The 17,393-nt window shown below is 65.9% G+C and carries 13 protein-coding genes and 3 rRNA genes; 8 read left to right on the plus strand and 8 right to left on the minus strand.

What is annotated here, in order from left to right; translation table 11 throughout:
• Positions 1-75 precede the first annotated feature (75 nt).
• From F4560_RS41885 to rrf, 5 genes are all read left to right on the plus strand, one after another.
• Positions 76-762, plus strand: coding sequence for a response regulator transcription factor (locus F4560_RS41885; RefSeq protein WP_184928552.1), 687 nt, complete (start codon positions 76-78; stop codon positions 760-762).
• A gap of 200 nt (positions 763-962) precedes the next feature.
• A complete protein-coding gene (locus F4560_RS41890; protein WP_246477951.1) occupies positions 963-1,913 on the plus strand; it encodes a sensor histidine kinase in 951 nt (316 codons plus the stop codon).
• Positions 1,914-2,259: 346 nt separating this feature from the next.
• Positions 2,260-3,776 (plus strand): 16S ribosomal RNA (locus tag F4560_RS41895).
• A 355-nt stretch (positions 3,777-4,131) separates the two neighbouring features.
• Positions 4,132-7,213, plus strand: a 23S ribosomal RNA gene (locus F4560_RS41900).
• A gap of 117 nt (positions 7,214-7,330) precedes the next feature.
• A 5S ribosomal RNA gene (gene rrf / locus F4560_RS41905) occupies positions 7,331-7,447 on the plus strand.
• Together the 16S, 23S and 5S rRNA genes form the textbook arrangement of a ribosomal RNA operon.
• Before the next feature lie 366 nt (positions 7,448-7,813).
• Here rrf and F4560_RS41910 read toward each other — a convergent pair.
• Entirely contained in the window at positions 7,814-8,146 is a 333-nt protein-coding gene (locus tag F4560_RS41910; RefSeq protein WP_033442814.1) for a nucleotide pyrophosphohydrolase, read from the minus strand.
• Positions 8,143-9,054 (minus strand): AraC family transcriptional regulator, encoded by a 912-nt coding sequence (locus F4560_RS41915; RefSeq protein ID WP_184928553.1) that lies wholly within the window; start codon positions 9,052-9,054, stop codon positions 8,143-8,145. The genes F4560_RS41910 and F4560_RS41915 overlap by 4 nt, the downstream gene beginning before the upstream one ends.
• A 71-nt stretch (positions 9,055-9,125) precedes the next feature.
• Between F4560_RS41915 and F4560_RS41920 the strand changes: the two genes are divergently transcribed.
• Positions 9,126-9,926: an NAD(P)H-binding protein gene (locus F4560_RS41920; protein WP_184928554.1), complete on the plus strand. Its 801-nt coding sequence runs from the start codon at positions 9,126-9,128 to the stop codon at positions 9,924-9,926.
• On the opposite strand, the gene F4560_RS41925 is transcribed toward F4560_RS41920, so the two are convergent.
• The 4 genes from F4560_RS41925 to gdhA all read right to left on the minus strand — a co-directional run bounded on the left by F4560_RS41925 (position 9,893) and on the right by gdhA (position 13,706).
• Positions 9,893-10,585 (minus strand): class I SAM-dependent methyltransferase, encoded by a 693-nt coding sequence (locus F4560_RS41925; RefSeq protein ID WP_184928555.1) that lies wholly within the window; start codon positions 10,583-10,585, stop codon positions 9,893-9,895. The genes F4560_RS41920 and F4560_RS41925 overlap by 34 nt on opposite strands.
• 2 nt (positions 10,586-10,587) lie before the next feature.
• Complete coding sequence (locus F4560_RS41930) at positions 10,588-11,628, minus strand: ImmA/IrrE family metallo-endopeptidase (RefSeq protein WP_184928556.1); 1,041 nt, start codon at positions 11,626-11,628, stop codon at positions 10,588-10,590.
• Positions 11,629-11,651: 23 nt separating this feature from the next.
• Complete coding sequence (locus F4560_RS41935) at positions 11,652-12,287, minus strand: hypothetical protein (RefSeq protein ID WP_184928557.1); 636 nt, start codon at positions 12,285-12,287, stop codon at positions 11,652-11,654.
• A gap of 75 nt (positions 12,288-12,362) precedes the next feature.
• Entirely contained in the window at positions 12,363-13,706 is a 1,344-nt protein-coding gene (gdhA, locus tag F4560_RS41940) for an NADP-specific glutamate dehydrogenase (RefSeq protein ID WP_446692429.1), read from the minus strand.
• A gap of 242 nt (positions 13,707-13,948) precedes the next feature.
• Between gdhA and F4560_RS41945 the strand changes: the two genes are divergently transcribed.
• Positions 13,949-14,803 carry an alpha/beta fold hydrolase gene (locus F4560_RS41945; protein ID WP_281392001.1) on the plus strand — a complete coding sequence of 285 codons (855 nt, stop codon included), beginning with the start codon at positions 13,949-13,951 and terminating at the stop codon, positions 14,801-14,803.
• On the plus strand, positions 14,803-16,023 hold the full coding sequence (locus tag F4560_RS41950) for a PP2C family protein-serine/threonine phosphatase (protein WP_184928559.1): 1,221 nt from the start codon (positions 14,803-14,805) through the stop codon (positions 16,021-16,023). The genes F4560_RS41945 and F4560_RS41950 overlap by 1 nt, the downstream gene beginning before the upstream one ends.
• A gap of 32 nt (positions 16,024-16,055) precedes the next feature.
• Here the strand turns inward: F4560_RS41950 and F4560_RS41955 are convergent, their stop codons facing one another.
• Both F4560_RS41955 and F4560_RS41960 read right to left on the minus strand, forming a co-directional pair.
• Complete coding sequence (locus F4560_RS41955; protein ID WP_184928560.1) at positions 16,056-16,424, minus strand: peptidase inhibitor family I36 protein; 369 nt, start codon at positions 16,422-16,424, stop codon at positions 16,056-16,058.
• A 67-nt stretch (positions 16,425-16,491) separates the two neighbouring features.
• Entirely contained in the window at positions 16,492-17,346 is an 855-nt protein-coding gene (locus F4560_RS41960) for a DUF72 domain-containing protein (protein WP_184928561.1), read from the minus strand.
• Positions 17,347-17,393 lie beyond the last annotated feature (47 nt).

Raw genomic sequence — 17,393 nt, forward strand, 5'->3', positions numbered from 1 at the left:
GGCCGGTATGCCCGTGACGGGGGTCGACAGCTTCACGCTAAGCAGCCTCTCAGGGATCTGTGGCACCGTTGTCGTGTGCGGATCCTGGTAGTCGAGGACGAGGTGCCGTTGGCCGACGCGATCGCGCGTGGCCTGCGGCGCGAAGGTATGGCGGTCGACGTCGCGTACGACGGCGAGTCCGGCCACGAGAAGTCGACCGTGACCCGGTACGACGTGGTCGTTCTCGACCGCGATCTACCCGGCATGTCCGGCGACGAACTGTGCAAGGAGATCCTCAGCTCCGGCGCCCTGACCAGGGTCATGATGCTCACGGCCAGCGCCGGCATCGACGACCGGGTCGCGGGCCTGTCCCTCGGCGCCGACGACTACCTGGCCAAACCCTTCGCGTTCCCGGAGCTGGTCGCCCGCGTCCGCGCCCTCGCCCGCCGCGCCACCCCGGCCACCCCACCGCTGCTCACCGCCCGCGACGTCGAACTCGACCCGGCCCGCCGCACGGTCCGCCGCGCCGGCCAACCCGTCGAGCTGACCCGCAAGGAATTCGGCGTGCTGGAAGTGCTGCTCGCAGCCAAGGGATCGGTCGTCTCCAGCGAAGAGCTGCTGGAACGCGTCTGGGACGAGAACGCCGACCCGTTCACCACCACCGTCCGGGTCACCGTCATGACGTTGCGCAAGAAGCTCGGCGAGCCGGGCATCATCGACACGGTGGTCGGCTCCGGCTACCGCGTACCCACGGCCGGTGTCCCCGAAGTAGGCCCACGCTGAACTCAGAGCTGGCCGGCAGGCGCGGACCGGGGCTGCGGACGCGGCTGACGCTCCTCGCGACGGGCCTGGTCGCGTTCGTCAGCGGCCTGCTGCTCCTGCTCGGCTGGCTCCTGGTCGGCCGCGTCATCGCCTCGTCACCCCGCTTCGCCGAAGGCAGCACCGTCATCGTCGACGGACGCGAGGTCGACGCCGGCGCGCTGATGGACCTGCTCGGCGAACAGGCCCGGGACGACGTGCTGCGGTCCGGCTCCGTCGCCTTCCTCTGTGTCGTGGCCGCCGCAGCCCTGCTCGCCTGGACCCTCACCGGCCGCGTCCTCCAACCGGTGCACGACGTCACCGACGCGGCCCGCCGCCTCTCCGCCGAATCACTGGGGGAGAGGCTGCGCCTGGAAGGCCCGCGCGACGAGGTCGCCGAGCTGGCCGACACGTTCGACGAAATGCTCGACCGGTTGCAGGCGGCGTTCGAATCGCAACGGCGGTTCGTCGCCAACGCCTCCCATGAGCTGCGCACACCGTTGGCCGTGGTCCGCACGGAGCTGGACGTGACGCTCGCCGACCCGGACGCCGACGTCGAGGAGCTGCGACGCATGGCGGGCGTGGTGCGTGCCGCCACGGAACGGGCGGAGCAGCTGGTCAGCGCGTTGTTGCTGCTCGCGCGCACGGACGGGCTAGGGCTGGCGGTGCGCGAGCCGGTGGACCTGAACGCGGTGGTCGAGTCGGCGTGGAAGGCCGCGCGGCCGGAGGCGGAGGACCGTCAGCTGCGGGTGTCGTTCCTGACGGCGCCGGCGCCCGCCGTCGGCGACCCGGCGTTGTTGGAACGGATCGCCGGGAACCTGCTGGAGAACGCCGTGCGCCACAACCTCCCTGGTGGGTGGATCGAAGTGCGCACTGAAGGCGGCCCCGAGTGGACGCTGCTGCGGGTGTCGTCGTCCGGGCCCGTCATCGCGCCGGACCGGGTGGAAGAGCTGTTCGAGCCGTTCCGACGGGGTGGCACCGACCGGACCGCGCGCACGGGCACCGGGCTCGGGCTGTCCATCGTGCGGGCCGCTGTCGCAGCTCACGAGGGTCAGGTGCACGCCACGGCGGTGCCCGGCGGGGGTCTGTCGGTGGCCGTGCACCTGCCGTCGGCGCCGCACGGAAAACTCGCGTGAGTGGTCCCGATCACACATGATCCGGATCTGGGCCCTTCGCACGTACTCCCACCTGCGGAGACAGGGCTCCAGACCCCCGATTTGTCTCCGCGTTGGGCGGGGTGTAACTTTCTCCATGTCAGCGCGGAACGGGCCGGAGAGAGACCGGAACGGAGCGCGGCGAACATAGAAGCCCCGGATCGAATCACTGAATGTGATGAGTGACGGTGTGCGCGTGTTCTTTGAGAACTCAACAGCGTGCCGAATAGCCAGTAAATTTATGAACCTCTGTCAAGAGGTTTCCTTTGAGATTGTTACTGGACAACTGACATTAATGTCAGTGTTGTTCGGAGCGATCAAACATTCCTTATTGGAGAGTTTGATCCTGGCTCAGGACGAACGCTGGCGGCGTGCTTAACACATGCAAGTCGAGCGGTAAGGCCCTTCGGGGTACACGAGCGGCGAACGGGTGAGTAACACGTGGGTAACCTGCCCTGTACTCTGGGATAAGCCTGGGAAACTAGGTCTAATACCGGATATGACCTGCCTCCGCATGGTGGTGGGTGGAAAGTTCCGGCGGTACAGGATGGACCCGCGGCCTATCAGCTTGTTGGTGGGGTAATGGCCTACCAAGGCGACGACGGGTAGCCGGCCTGAGAGGGTGACCGGCCACACTGGGACTGAGACACGGCCCAGACTCCTACGGGAGGCAGCAGTGGGGAATATTGCACAATGGGCGAAAGCCTGATGCAGCGACGCCGCGTGAGGGATGACGGCCTTCGGGTTGTAAACCTCTTTCAGCGGGGACGAAGGGCAACTGACGGTACCCGCAGAAGAAGCACCGGCTAACTACGTGCCAGCAGCCGCGGTAATACGTAGGGTGCGAGCGTTGTCCGGAATTATTGGGCGTAAAGAGCTCGTAGGCGGTTTGTTGCGTCGGCTGTGAAAACTTCACGCTTAACGTGGAGCCTGCAGTCGATACGGGCAGACTTGAGTTCGGCAGGGGAGACTGGAATTCCTGGTGTAGCGGTGAAATGCGCAGATATCAGGAGGAACACCGGTGGCGAAGGCGGGTCTCTGGGCCGATACTGACGCTGAGGAGCGAAAGCGTGGGGAGCGAACAGGATTAGATACCCTGGTAGTCCACGCCGTAAACGGTGGGTGCTAGGTGTGGGGGACTTCCACGTCCTCCGTGCCGCAGCTAACGCATTAAGCACCCCGCCTGGGGAGTACGGCCGCAAGGCTAAAACTCAAAGGAATTGACGGGGGCCCGCACAAGCGGCGGAGCATGTGGATTAATTCGATGCAACGCGAAGAACCTTACCTGGGCTTGACATGCACTGGAAAGCCGTAGAGATACGGCCCCCCTTGTGGCCGGTGTACAGGTGGTGCATGGCTGTCGTCAGCTCGTGTCGTGAGATGTTGGGTTAAGTCCCGCAACGAGCGCAACCCTCGTTCCATGTTGCCAGCGCGTAATGGCGGGGACTCATGGGAGACTGCCGGGGTCAACTCGGAGGAAGGTGGGGATGACGTCAAGTCATCATGCCCCTTATGTCCAGGGCTTCACACATGCTACAATGGCCGGTACAGAGGGCTGCTAAGCCGTGAGGTGGAGCGAATCCCACAAAGCCGGTCTCAGTTCGGATCGGGGTCTGCAACTCGACCCCGTGAAGTCGGAGTCGCTAGTAATCGCAGATCAGCAACGCTGCGGTGAATACGTTCCCGGGCCTTGTACACACCGCCCGTCACGTCACGAAAGTCGGTAACACCCGAAGCCCGTGGCCCAACCCGTAAGGGGGGGAGCGGTCGAAGGTGGGACTGGCGATTGGGACGAAGTCGTAACAAGGTAGCCGTACCGGAAGGTGCGGCTGGATCACCTCCTTTCTAAGGAGCATTCCTCACCGGTTCTCTTTCGAGAGGGCCTGTGGAGAGCCTCGCGATCGGCGAATGATCGATCGGTGGTTGCTCAATGATGTGGATGCTGGCTATATACAGAATCCTGGGTTGTTTGGAGAGTTAGTACGGTTCCTTCGGGAACATGGAAGGGTCTCCAGAGGGTTCGAGACTTCTGTTCGGCACGCTGTTGGGTCCTGAGGGAACACGCAAGTGTTTTGCTCAGCGAGGAAGCGACAGGACGGTCTCCGTCCGCGAACCGCCAGCTCCGGTTGGCAGGCGTGGGCATCGTGGGATGGTGTCTGGTTGTTCTTTGAGAACTGCACAGTGGATGCGAGCATCTTTGTGGCAAGTTATTAAGGGCACACGGTGGATGCCTTGGCACCAGGAGCCGATGAAGGACGTAGGAGACTGCGAAAAGCCTTGGGGAGCTGTCAACCGAGCTGAGATCCAAGGGTATCCGAATGGGGAAACCCGGCCCCAGTCATGTGGGGTCACCCACGCCTGAACACATAGGGCGTGTGGAGGGAACGCGGGGAAGTGAAACATCTCAGTACCCGCAGGAAGAGAAAACAACCGTGATTCCGTGAGTAGTGGCGAGCGAAAGCGGAAGAGGCTAAACCGTATTCGTGTGATACCCGGCAGGGGTTGCGTGTACGGGGTCGTGGGACCTGTTCGTCAGTTCTGCCGAGCTGACAAGAAGTCATAAAACGGTGTCGTTAGCGGAACGCGTCTGGAAAGCGTGGCCGTAGAGGGTGAAAGTCCCGTACGCGAAAACTCACCGTCTTCTTACAGTGTTCCCAAGTAGCAGCGTACTCGTGAAATTCGCTGTGAATCTGGCGGGACCACCCGCTAAGCCTAAATACTACCTGGTGACCGATAGCGGACTAGTACCGTGAGGGAAAGGTGAAAAGTACCCCGGGAGGGGAGTGAAATAGTACCTGAAACCGTGTGCCTACAATCCGTCGGAGCCTTTAGGGGTGACGGCGTGCCTTTTGAAGAATGAGCCTGCGAGTTAGTGCTGCGTGGCGAGGTTAACCCGTGTGGGGTAGCCGTAGCGAAAGCGAGTCCGAATAGGGCGTTTGAGTCGCGTGGTCTAGACCCGAAGCGGAGTGATCTAGCCATGGCCAGGGTGAAGCGTGGGTAAGACTACGTGGAGGCCCGAACCCACCAGGGTTGAAAACCTGGGGGATGAGCTGTGGTTAGGGGTGAAAGGCCAATCAAACTCCGTGATAGCTGGTTCTCCCCGAAATGCATTTAGGTGCAGCGTCGTGTGTTTCGTGCCGGAGGTAGAGCACTGGATGGTCTAGGGGGCCCACAAGCTTACCGAAATCAACCAAACTCCGAATGCCGGTACGTGAGAGCGCGGCAGTGAGACTGCGGGGGATAAGCTTCGTAGTCGAGAGGGAAACAGCCCAGAACGCCGGCTAAGGCCCCTAAGTGTGTGCTAAGTGGGAAAGGATGTGGGGTCGCCCAGACAACCAGGAGGTTGGCTTAGAAGCAGCCACCCTTTAAAGAGTGCGTAATAGCTCACTGGTCAAGTGGTCCTGCGCCGACAATGTAGCGGGGCTCAAGCACACCGCCGAAGCCGTGTCATTTCAGTGTAACGCTGGGATGGGTAGGGGAGCGTCGTTCAGCCATTGAAGCGCCGGAGTGATCCAGGTGTGGAGGCTGGACGAGTGAGAATGCAGGCATGAGTAGCGAAAGACGAGTGAGAAACTCGTCCGCCGGATGACCAAGGGTTCCTGGGCCAGGCTAATCCGCCCAGGGTAAGTCGGGACCTAAGGCGAGGCCGACAGGCGTAGTCGATGGACAACGGGTTGATATTCCCGTACCCGTGTGAACGCGCCCATGGCGAACCTTGTGATACTAACCGCCCGAAGCCCGGGGGTTGTCTTCGGATGACCTTCGACGTGGAGCGCGGGACCTGAACTTGTAGTAGTCAAGCGATGGGGTGACGCAGGAGGGTAGCTCCGCCAGTGAGTGGTAGTACTGGTGTAAGCGTGTAGGCCGTAGCATAGGCAAATCCGTGCTGCATTAAGGCTGAGACGTGATGCATAGCCGATTGAGGCGAAGTAGAGTGATCCCATGCTGCCGAGAAAAGCCTCTAGTGAGTGTTCATGCGGCCCGTACCCCAAACCGACACAGGTGGTCAGGTAGAGAATACCGAGGCGATCGGGCGAACTGTGGTTAAGGAACTCGGCAAAATGCCCCCGTAACTTCGGGAGAAGGGGGGCCGAGGGATTTGAAGCCCCTTGCGGGCTAGGATTTTTCGGCCGCAGAGACCAGCGAGAAGCGACTGTTTACTAAAAACACAGGTCCGTGCGAAGTCGCAAGACGATGTATACGGACTGACGCCTGCCCGGTGCTGGAACGTTAAGGGGACCGGTTAGTCTTTCGGGGCGAAGCTGAGAACTTAAGCGCCAGTAAACGGCGGTGGTAACTATAACCATCCTAAGGTAGCGAAATTCCTTGTCGGGTAAGTTCCGACCTGCACGAATGGCGTAACGACTTCTCGACTGTCTCAACCACAGGCCCGGCGAAATTGCATTACGAGTAAAGATGCTCGTTACGCGCGGCAGGACGGAAAGACCCCGGGACCTTTACTATAGCTTGGTATTGGTGTTCGGTTCGGCTTGTGTAGGATAGGTGGGAGACTGTGAAGCGCTGACGCCAGTCAGTGTGGAGTCGTCGTTGAAATACCACTCTGGTCGTACTGGATGTCTAACCTCGGTCCGTGATCCGGATCAGGGACAGTGCCTGGTGGGTAGTTTAACTGGGGCGGTTGCCTCCCAAAGGGTAACGGAGGCGCTCAAAGGTTCCCTCAGCCTGGTTGGCAATCAGGTGTCGAGTGCAAGTGCACAAGGGAGCTTGACTGTGAGACCGACAGGTCGAGCAGGGACGAAAGTCGGAACTAGTGATCCGGCCATGGCTTGTGGAAGCGTGGTCGCTCAACGGATAAAAGGTACCCCGGGGATAACAGGCTGATCTTGCCCAAGAGTCCATATCGACGGCATGGTTTGGCACCTCGATGTCGGCTCGTCGCATCCTGGGGCTGGAGTAGGTCCCAAGGGTTGGGCTGTTCGCCCATTAAAGCGGTACGCGAGCTGGGTTTAGAACGTCGTGAGACAGTTCGGTCCCTATCCGCCGCGCGCGTAGGATACTTGCGGAAGGCTGTCCCTAGTACGAGAGGACCGGGACGGACGGACCTCTGGTGTGCCAGTTGTCCTGCCAAGGGCATTGCTGGTTGGCTACGTTCGGAAGGGATAACCGCTGAAAGCATCTAAGCGGGAAGCCTGTTCCTAGATGAGGTATCCCACCCCTTTGTGGGTTAAGGCCCCCAACAGACCATTGGGTTGATAGGCCGGAGATGGAAGGTCGGTAACGGCTGGAGTTGACCGGTACTAATAGGCCGAGGACTTGTCATGAAGACGCTACGCATCCACTGTGCGGTTCTGAAAGAACCGAACCGGACCACCAGGTCCACCACGACGATTGTTGTCGGCGGTGGGTCGGGTGCCTACGGGTTGGTAATTTCATAGTGTTTCGGTGGTCATAGCGGTTGGGGAACACCCGGTCCCATTCCGAACCCGGTAGTTAAGCCTTCCAGCGCCGATGGTACTGCACTCGTGAGGGTGTGGGAGAGTAGGACGCCGCCGAACATACTTCGCCTTCAGGGGCACTCGTCAACGCGAGTGCCCCTGAAGGCTTTTTTGCGTTCCAGTAGAAATTCCAGGCGACGAGGAACCGTCACGTTCCGCTGCCTTGGCCGCTGTCCGGGCGACGCACCTGGCGCGAGCGGGTGATCTGCGGCTTTGTCCCCTTGATCCGTCCTTACCGTAGCGCCATGAGCAACGGTGAGTGGGTGGGGGAGGCTTCGGTGCCGTGGCGAGCACGAAGACGAAGAGGCAGACACAACCGTGGCCACCTCCCGCCGTCACCTGCGCCGATGTGGGCGCCGGCCCTGCTTGGCCTGGTCGTCCTCATAGCGCTGGTCCTGTTCTTGCTGACCTACGTCTGACGTCGGCTCATTCGACGGGCTTCAGGTCGCCGGTGGGGAAACGCCGTTCGTTCCGCTCGATCTTGGCGAACGCGGCTTCGATCAGGTCCACGTCGAGCTTGTCGGCCAGCCGCACCAGGTAGTGCATGACATCGGCGAGCTCGTCACGCACGTTCCAGGCCAACTCGGGGTCGTCCATCGCGTGCGCGGCCTCCTCCGGCGTGAGCCACTGGAACAGGTCGGTCAATTCGCCGACCTCCCCGGACAACGCCATCACGAGGTTCTTCGGGGTGTGGTACTCGTCCCAGTCACGCGCCGCGGCGAACCGGCGCAGGGCGTCCCGCAGGTCTTCCAGGTTCATGCCCGCAGAGCTACCACACGGTGGTCGCTGGGCCGAACGCCGCGTACCCGTTTGAACGCCGTGCTGAACGCGAACCCGTCGGCGTAACCGACCGCCCGTGCCACGGAGCCGATGGTCGCGTCCGGTTGGGTGAGCAGGTCGGCGGCGACATCCATCCGCCACTCGGTCAGGTAGGTCAACGGCGGCACGCCCACCAGCGTCGTGAACCGCCGGGCCAGCGCCGCCCGTGACACCCCAGCGCGCGCTGCGAGTTCGGCAACGGTCCAAGCGTGCTCTGGTTCGTCATGCATCGCACGGAGAGCGGGGCCGACGATCTCGTCACCCAACGCCCGGTACCACGCGGGCGTGTTGCTGTCGGGCCGGTCGAACCACTCGCGCAACACGTAGACGAGCAGCAGGTCCAGGAGCCGGTCGAGGATGACGTCCTGCCCGGCCTGGTTCTTGGGGATCTCCGTGGCCAGGACGTCCAGCGTGGGGCAGTGCTCGTCCCCGCACGGCACGACGAACGTCCTCGGCAGGGCGTTGAGCAGCCGGTCGGACACGCCGCGCTCGACCGCGAAGCTGCCGGTGACCACCATCGAGTCCGCGTCGGCGCCGAAGCCGTACGTGCGGGTGCCGACGAGCCACTGCTCGCAGTCCGGTCCGTCCAGGTCGATCTGCGGCGGCGTGGACGGGTCGTCGGCCAGCACGAACCTCATCGGTCCGCGGATGATGCCGAAGTCACCCGGTCGCATGAGGAAGCTGGCGCCGTCCTCGGTGAGCAGCCAGGTGTGGCCGCGGACGGGGGTGACGAGGGTGAGCGACGCCGTCGCCGTGTACGCCAGCGACCACGGCGGTGAGGCGAACGAGCGGCACAGGTCGGCGCGCTGCGCGTGCACGCCGCGCAGGAGAGTCGTGAGAGCGTCCACGTAGACGATTGAACATGCATCGCGGACGGTGAGCCATGTTCCGTCCAGCCCGATCTTGATTGTCTGGTGGCATGACAATCCTGGTTATCGGAGCAACCGGCAAGACCGGCCGCCGCGTCACGTCCGCCCTCGACGCCCTGGGCGTCGCCTACCGTGCCGTGTCCCGCCACACGGACATCCGTTTCGACTGGACGGACCAGTCCACCTGGGCGCCCGCCCTGGACGGCGTCACGGCGGCCTACCTCGTGCCGATCGGCACGCACATCGACGACGCCGAGGTGGCCGCGTTCGTGCCGCAGGCGGTGGCGGCGGGGGTGCGGCGGCTCGTGCTGCTGTCGGCGCGTGGGCTGACGGACGACGACGGTCGTGAGCGCGCGGTGCGGGAGTCCGGTGTGGACTGGACGATCCTGCGGCCGACGTGGTTCTCGCACAACTTCAGCGAGGACTACTTCTTGCCGCAGATCCTGGAAGGCGAGATCGCGCTGCCGCTCGGGGGCGACGGCGGGCACCCGTTCATCCACGCGCAGGACATCGCCGACGTGGCGGTGGCGGCGTTGACGCAGGAGGGGCACGCGGGCGTGACGTACGAGCTGTCCGGGCCGCGGGCGTTGACGTTCGGCGAGGTGGTGGCGCAGATCGGTGACGTGTCGGGTCGTTCGATCCGGTTGGTGGACGTGCCCGTGGCCGACTACATCGCGGGGATGGTGGAGGGCGGTTTCGACGCGGTGTGGGCGGAGGTGTTGACCCTGGGACTGGTCGCTATGCGTGACGGGCAGGACGCGGCGTTGTCCGATGGTGTGCCGTCCGTGCTCGGGCACGACGGGCGGTCGTTCGAGGACTACGTCAAGGAGGCGTCGGACGCCTGGGCCTGAGCGGCTTGAGTGGCTTGAGCTGCCTGAGCTGCTTGGGCTGCTTGGGCGAGGACGAACAGGTGCTCCTCGTCGGGCTGGCCCTCGCGGTCGGGGGAGAAGGTGGTGCTGCGGGTTTCGAGCACCGTCAGGCCGGCCCGGGTGACGCGGTCGAGCAGGTCGGGTGTGGCGAAGCTGGTGAGGCGGACGGTGTGGCCGAGGAAGGGGACTTCGAGGTTCTCGACGTCCAGCGGCACGGTCACCATGGCCAGCAGCCCACCCGGCTTCAGCCACCGGGCGATCTTGCCGAGCACGGCGGTGACCTCGTCGCGGGTCATCTGGAGGAACGGGAAGAACGCGCACACCGCGTCCCAGTTCGCGTTCTCCGTTTCCCACTCGCGAACGTCGGCGTGGACGAACCGGGCGCGCGGGACGTGGCTGCGGGCGATGTCGACCATGGTGGCCGACACGTCGACCCCGAGGACGTCGTGCCCGGCGGCCGCCAGGTCTTCCGCCACCGGACGGCCGGTGCCGCTGCCGATGTCGAGGACCTTGGCGTGGTCCGGTAGGCGTTCGAGGAGCAACCGCACCGCTTCGTCGACGGCCGGGGGACGTCCGAACGCGTCCTCGTAGCCCTGGCCGACGGCGTCGAACAGTTCGGCGGCGGTGAGAGGACGGTTCACGGTTACCTCCGGACGAGGGTGAGGTGCGGGGTGGCCGGCTGGTCGCGGTCGCCTTCGCGGTTGCCGTCGCCTTCGCCGGGTAGGGCGGTGAGGACCAGGCCGAACACGAGGCCGTTCAGCTCTTCGACGTCGAGCAGGAGTTCGCGGGCGATGGCGTGCGGGGTGGTGCCCTGGGCGCGCAGGGTGCGGAAGACCTTCGTGAGCACCTGGGACGTTTCGCGGCGGGCCATGCCGGTGGTGCGGCGGGCCAGTTGGGCGCAGACGGCCGTGTACTGGGGGCGGGTGAGCAGGCCGAGGTCGCGGAGGCGGTGCGCGAGGGTGAGCGGGGCGACGTGCCAGGTGGTGCTGTGGGCGACGACCTGTTCGGTGAGCGCGCCGCGCGGAACGGCGGCCAGCACGCCCGCGCGGGGCAGCAGGAACGCGGTGGCGAACGTTTGCGCGTCGCCGGTTCGGGTGAGGGTGAGGTGGCCGAGTTCGCGGGCGGTGTCGAAGCGGGCTTGGTCGGGGGTGGCCGTCGGGTCGAGGAACACGTACGGGGTGCCGTTGTGGCGGCAGGAGAACGGGCCGGCGGCGGCGCAGTCCTGGGGCAGGGAGAAGACGCGGACGCCGTGCGCTTCGAGCAGGTGGACCATGTTGGGCGCCGGGCGGTGCGGGATGCCCCAGCGGGCGCGGACCATCTCGGCGGCCGTCTCCGGGTCGTGGTGCTCCCAGGTCGGGACGTCCGGCTCGGGGAACGTGAAGGCGCGGGTGAGCCAGGCGTCGAAGCCGATGGCCAGCCGGGCGGCGCTGATCGCGGCGTCCCGTTGCCGTTTGGGCGCCGGTCTGGTGACGACTTCCAGCTCCGGCACGTCGTCGGCTTCCAGGAAGCCCGCGGGGAAGCCCAGGGCTTCGGTGAGCTTGGCGGTGGTGGCCGGTCGCGGGTGGCGGCGGCCGTGCTCGTAGTCGCCGATGCTCGCCGGGCTCGTGCCCGCCTTGCTCGCCAACTCCACCACGGTCAGCCCGCGACGGGCGCGGGCCAGGGCGAGGCGGGAGGGCGTGAGCATGATCGCGCCATTCTCGCACCCTCCTAGCGGCGCAGCGTGACGGTGACGTCGATGTCGTCAGGTCCTTCGGTGCCGCGGGGTGTGGGCAGTGGCCCGAACACCAAGGGCGGCAACGTGATCCGGTGGGCCCACCGGTCCACGACCTGCCCCTGCGGCGTCGGCTCCGGCTGCGCCACCTCGCGCAGGACGACCAGCCGTTCACCTTCCTGCTTCGGGTAGGTGACCAGGAACCACAGCTTCCACTCGTGCGTGTGGAGCGAGTCGAAGAGCGTGAACTGGTCCCTGTCGTTCCCTCGCATCATGGCCGCTATGGCGGGACCCTTGGCGTAGTCGCTGCGCAGGGGAGCGCCGAGCGTGCCGGTGTGGCGGTTGCCCTGGAGGGTGCCGAGGACGACCGGTCTGGTGGGGTGCTGGACGAGCCCGGCGTTCCACTTGTCGACCCTCGTCCAGCCTTCGGCCACGAGGACTTCGCGCAGCCTGCCGACGCGGTGGATCCAGTCCAGCAGTCCCGCGCCGTTGGTCGGCCCGAGCGGCGGCGCGGACGCCCTGGCGTCCACCCCGGCCCAGATCGCCTCGTCCAGGTGATCGATCCGCAGCCCTAAGTCGGCCAGCTGCGCGTGGTGGTCGGCGGTCAGCTCGGTGGCGTTCGACATCCTCATGCCCGGCACGGTAACCGCGACCACCGACATCCACGTTCGTCTCCGGTGCGGACCGGCGGCTGACCGGGACCGGGCTCAGATCACGCCCAGGGCGAGCATCGCGTCGGCGACCTGGATGAATCCGGCGATGTTCGCGCCCGCCACGTAGTTGCCAGGGCTGCCGTAGGTGTCGGCGGCTTCGAGGCAGCGGTCGTGGATGTTGTGCATGATGTCGGAGAGGCGCTGCTCGGTGTAGGCGAAACTCCAGGAGTCGCGCGAGGCGTTCTGCTGCATCTCCAATGCGCTGGTGGCGACACCGCCCGCGTTGGCTGCCTTGCCGGGCGCGAACAGGACACCGGACTCGGCGAACAGCCGGACGGCGTCCGGTGTGCAGGGCATGTTCGCGCCCTCGGCGACGATCGTGCACCCGTTCCCGACGAGCGTCGCGGCGTCACGCCCGTTCAGCTCGTTCTGCGTCGCGCAGGGGATCGCGACGTCGCACGGGACGTCCCACACCGAACCGCCTTCGACGTACCGGGCGGTGTCGGGACGGGCCTCCGCGTAGGCGCTGATGCGTGCCCTGCGGGTTTCCTTCACGTCCTTGAGCAGGTCGAGGTCGATGCCCTGCTCGTCGACCACGTACCCGTTGGAGTCCGAGCAGGCGATCACCGTGCCGCCCAGCTGCTGGACCTTCTCCGCCGCGTAGACGGCGACGTTGCCGGAACCGGAGACGACCACCTTCTTGCCGTCGAACGAGTCGCCGCGGACCTTGAGCATCTCCTCGACGAAGAACACGGTGCCGTAACCGGTGGCTTCGGTGCGCACCTGCGAACCGCCCCACGCCAGCCCCTTGCCGGTGAGCACGCCCGACTCGTAGCGGTTCGTGATGCGCTTGTACTGGCCGAACAGGTAGCCGATCTCCCGGCCCCCGACACCGATGTCCCCGGCGGGCACGTCCGTGTGCTCGCCGATGTGCCGGTAGAGCTCGGTCATGAACGCCTGGCAGAACCGCATGATCTCGCCGTCGGAGCGGCCCTTGGGGTCGAAGTCCGACCCACCCTTGCCGCCGCCGATGGGGAGGCCGGTGAGCGAGTTCTTGAAGATCTGCTCGAAGCCGAGGAACTTGACGATGCCGAGGTAGACGGACGGGTGGAACCGCAGGCCGCCTTTGTACGGGCCGAGCGCGGAGTTGAACTCGACCCGGAGTCCCCGGTTGATCCGCACGATCCCGGCGTCGTCGACCCAGGAGACGCGGAAGATGATCTGGCGTTCGGGCTCGCACAACCGGCGGATCACGGCGGCGTCGGCGTACTGCGGGTGCTTGGCGACCACTGGTCCGAGGGAATCCAGGACTTCGTGCACCGCTTGGTGGAACTCGGCCTCGCCCGGGTTCCGACGCAGCACCTCGTCGTAGATGTTGCCCAACTTCTCGTCCAGGATCGGCACTCGTTGACTCCTTGATCGCCTCTTGCTGCCCTGCCTCGGGACAACCGCCCCGACCAGGGGCATTCCACCCCACCGGGGCAAGCGTCCGCTACCAGGGGGCGGATGGCCCTGGCCACAAACCGCCCGTCCGATCGACAGCCCGCCTTTCAGCCCGGTTGTCGCACCGACCTGCGACGACCGGGAGAATCTGCCGAAGCTGGTCGACCGGCTCGCCGTCGCGCGGAAGCCGTCGGCGCATGGAACGGTGGGTCGTTGGGTACCACTGGCACCCGAGCGAGACGGGGGTGGGCATGGACGCGTTGAGCAGGAACAACGTGGCGGTCGTCGGCGACGGCGGCCCGGTGGTGGTGCTCGCGCACGGTTTCGGGTGCGACCAGAACATGTGGCGGCTGGTGGTGCCCGCGTTGGCGGAGAAGTGCCGGGTGGTGCTGTTCGACCACGTCGGGGCGGGGAAGTCGGACCTCGCCGCGTGGGACGCGCAGCGGTATTCGACGCTCGACGGGTACGCCTCGGACGTGCTCGACATCTGCCGCGACCTGGACCTCCGCGACGTCGTGTTCGTGGGGCACTCGGTGGCCGCGATGATCGGGGTGCTGGCAGCGGCCGCGGAGCCGACGCGGTTCGGCAGGCTCGTGCTGGTCACGCCGTCGCCTCGGTACATCGACGACGGTGACTACCGGGGCGGGTTCAGCGCTGCGGACATCGACGAGCTGCTCGATTCGCTGGAGAGCAACTACCTCGGGTGGTCGGCGACGATGGCGCCGGTCATCATGGGAAATCCGGACCGGCCGGAACTCGGCGCCGAGTTGACCAACAGCTTCTGCCGGACGGACCCGGAGGTGGCGAGGGTGTTCGCGCGCACGACGTTCCTGTCCGACAACCGGGCGGATCTGGCGCGGGTGACCGTGCCGACGCTCGTGCTGGAGTGCGCGCAGGACGTGATCGCACCGCCCGAGGTCGGCGCGTACGTCCACGCCCGGATTCCCGGCAGCACGCGGGTCACGCTCGACGCTGCGGGCCACTGCCCTCAGCTCAGCGCCCCGGAGGCCACGGCGGAGGCGATCTTGCGGTTCGTGATGGACCAGCGGTGATGTCCGCGAACTCCCAGGGCAACGACAACGAGATGTTCTCGGCCCTGTTGGAGGACAGCGCGGAAGACCTGTACGAGAACGCGCCGTGCGGCTACCTGTCGACGTTGCTCGACGGGCAGATCGTGAAGGTGAACGGGACGCTGCTGCGGTGGCTGGGGTACGAGCGTGAGGAGCTGGTGGGACGGCGGCGGTTCAGCGACCTGCTCAGCGTCGGCGGCAAGCTCTACCACGAAACGCACTTCTCGCCGTTGCTGCGGATGCAGGGCGAGGTTCGCGGGGTGGCGCTGGAGGTCGTCGCGGCCGACGGCTCGCGGATGCCGGTGCTGGTGAACTCCACGGTCAAGACCAGTGACGACGGCGAGCCGCTGCTGATCCGCACGACCGTCTTCGACGCGCGTGATCGGCGGGCCTACGAACAAGAGCTGTTGAGGGCGCGGAAGCAGGCGGAAGCCGAGCGCGACGAGATCCGGCGGCTCGCCACCACCCTCCAGCGCACCCTGCTGCCGCCGGTTCTGCCCGACGTGCCGGGCGTGGAGGTCGCCGCGCACTACCACCACGCGTCGCCGTTCGAGGTCGGTGGCGACTTCTACGACGTGTTCCCGCTGGCGGACGGCAGATGGGGTTTGTTCCTGGGTGACGTGTGCGGCAAGGGCGCGGACGCCGCGGCGGTGACCTCGTTGACGCGGTACACGCTGCGCTCGGCCGCCGTGTACGACCCCGACCCGGTCGCCGTGCTGACCAACCTCAACACCGTGCTCAACCAGGAACGTGATGACGGCCCGCTTCGGTTCTGCACGGTCACGTTCGGGGTGCTCGCCGTGGAGGCGGACGGCTGCAGGCTCACCCTCGCCGCCGGCGGCCACCCGCCCGGCTTGCTGCTGCGTGCGGACGGCACGGTCGAGTACGTGGAGACGCCAGGCGGTCAGCTCATCGGCATCCTGCCCGCAGCGCGCGTGGTCACCACTACTCTCCGTTTGTCCGGTGGCGACACGTTCGTGCTGTATTCGGATGGGGTGGTCGAGGCGCGAACGGGTGACACCCGTTACAGCGAGGAGGCGTTGCTGGAGTTCGCCGCCACCGTTGCCCCCACGTCGGCGGCGGGCGTGGTGGAGGCGTTCGTCGGGCTGTTGGACGTGCTCGGCGAAGGCGTCGAGGACGACACTGCCGTGCTCGCACTGGGTGTTCCGGCGTCACCCGTCCGAGTCGCCGACCCGGTTTAGGAGCCGGCCTCAGCCGCCTTCGGGGTCGTCGTTCAGTGCTCCCAGACCTGGATCGCCCGGACCACGAACGGGGCGTCGGGGACGTACGTTCCGCGGCCCGGGTAGGTGGTGAACTCGGCCTCGGTCGAGCACGTGGCGCCCTGGAAGACGGAGGCGTCCCGGGTCAGGCGGTTGACGAAGGAGCGTGCGACGAAGCCGCCCGGCAACGGGATGCACTCGCTGGGGTTTGCGGTCTCCAGGTCGAGGCGGTGGGCTTGGCCGGTGTAGTCGGTGCCGGACCACACGCAGAACTCGCCGCGGTCGCAGGTCGGGTCTGATGGTTGCTGCGCGACTGCTATCCCACTGGACGCCAGGGCGCCGGTGGTGAGCGCCAGCGCGGTCACGAGGCTGCGGGTCGTCATTCTGGTCACCTCCACCAGCCCCAGAGTGCTGTGGTCCGCGGCGGTGTGGGGTGGGGTTGACCGCCGTTCACCTGATTGTGTGGGCGGGTCCGGGTTTCGGCAGTGCGGGACGCAGGCGCTCGGCGAGTCGGATCGCGTCGTGCGGAGCGACCGCGTCCGTGTCGTTGTCGAAGTAGACGTACACGTCGTGGTCCGCCGCCCAGTCGCCGATCTTGACGGCCCACTCGTCCAACTCGGCGTCGGTGTAGCTGCCCACGTACAGCGCGCTGTTGCCGTGCAGCCGGACGTAGGCGAAGTCGGCCGTGACGTCCTCCAGGTACGGGAAGACGCCCGCCGAGTGGGACACGACCAAGGCGATGTCGTGGGCGCGGAGCAGGTCGTGGAACTCGGAGTCCGAGTACGTCGGGTGGCGGACCTCCAGGGCGTGCCGCAGTGGCCGGTCGGCGTCGGTGATGGTCCAGGCGCGTTCCGGGGACAGCCGGTCGTCGTGCCGTTCGGCCAGCTCGGCGGCTGCAGACGTGGTGCGGGGGAGGAGGCGGAAGAACGCCGTCAGGCGGTCCCGGTCGTAGGCGAGCTTGGCGGGCAGTTGCCAGAGGAACGGCCCCAGCTTCGGCCCCAACGCCAGCACTCCCGAAGCGAAGAAGTTGGCGAGGGGCGCCTCGACGTCACGCAGTTGCTTCATGTGGGTGATGAACCGGCCGCCTTTGACCGCGAAGACGAAGTCCTCCGGCGTCTGCGCCGCCCACGCCCGGTAGCTCGACGGGCGTTGCAGCGAGTAGAACGAGCCGTTCAGCTCCACGGACGTCATCAGACCGGAGATGTGCTCCAACTCCCGCCGCTGCACCAGCCCTTTCGGGTAGAAGGCGCCGCGCCAGGTCGGATAGACCCAGCCCGATGTCCCGATACGCACACGACCCGTCATGTCCCTGTGGTACCCACCGCCTTGAGATCCGCACTCCATGTCGCAAC

Source organism: Saccharothrix ecbatanensis, from assembly GCF_014205015.1.
GTDB lineage: Bacteria > Actinomycetota > Actinomycetes > Mycobacteriales > Pseudonocardiaceae > Actinosynnema > Actinosynnema ecbatanense.

Coding starts and splice junctions, on each gene's coding strand:
- F4560_RS41890 (WP_246477951.1), top strand. CDS start 963: ATGGACCTGCTCGGCGAACAGGCCCGGGACGACGTGCTGCGGTCCGGC.
- F4560_RS41910 (WP_033442814.1), bottom strand. CDS start 8,146: ATGAACCTGGAAGACCTGCGGGACGCCCTGCGCCGGTTCGCCGCGGCG.
- F4560_RS41920 (WP_184928554.1), top strand. CDS start 9,126: ATGACAATCCTGGTTATCGGAGCAACCGGCAAGACCGGCCGCCGCGTC.
- F4560_RS41930 (WP_184928556.1), bottom strand. CDS start 11,628: ATGCTCACGCCCTCCCGCCTCGCCCTGGCCCGCGCCCGTCGCGGGCTG.
- F4560_RS41935 (WP_184928557.1), bottom strand. CDS start 12,287: ATGAGGATGTCGAACGCCACCGAGCTGACCGCCGACCACCACGCGCAG.
- F4560_RS41945 (WP_281392001.1), top strand. CDS start 13,949: ATGGAACGGTGGGTCGTTGGGTACCACTGGCACCCGAGCGAGACGGGG.
- F4560_RS41950 (WP_184928559.1), top strand. CDS start 14,803: ATGTCCGCGAACTCCCAGGGCAACGACAACGAGATGTTCTCGGCCCTG.
- F4560_RS41955 (WP_184928560.1), bottom strand. CDS start 16,424: ATGACGACCCGCAGCCTCGTGACCGCGCTGGCGCTCACCACCGGCGCC.
- F4560_RS41960 (WP_184928561.1), bottom strand. CDS start 17,346: ATGACGGGTCGTGTGCGTATCGGGACATCGGGCTGGGTCTATCCGACC.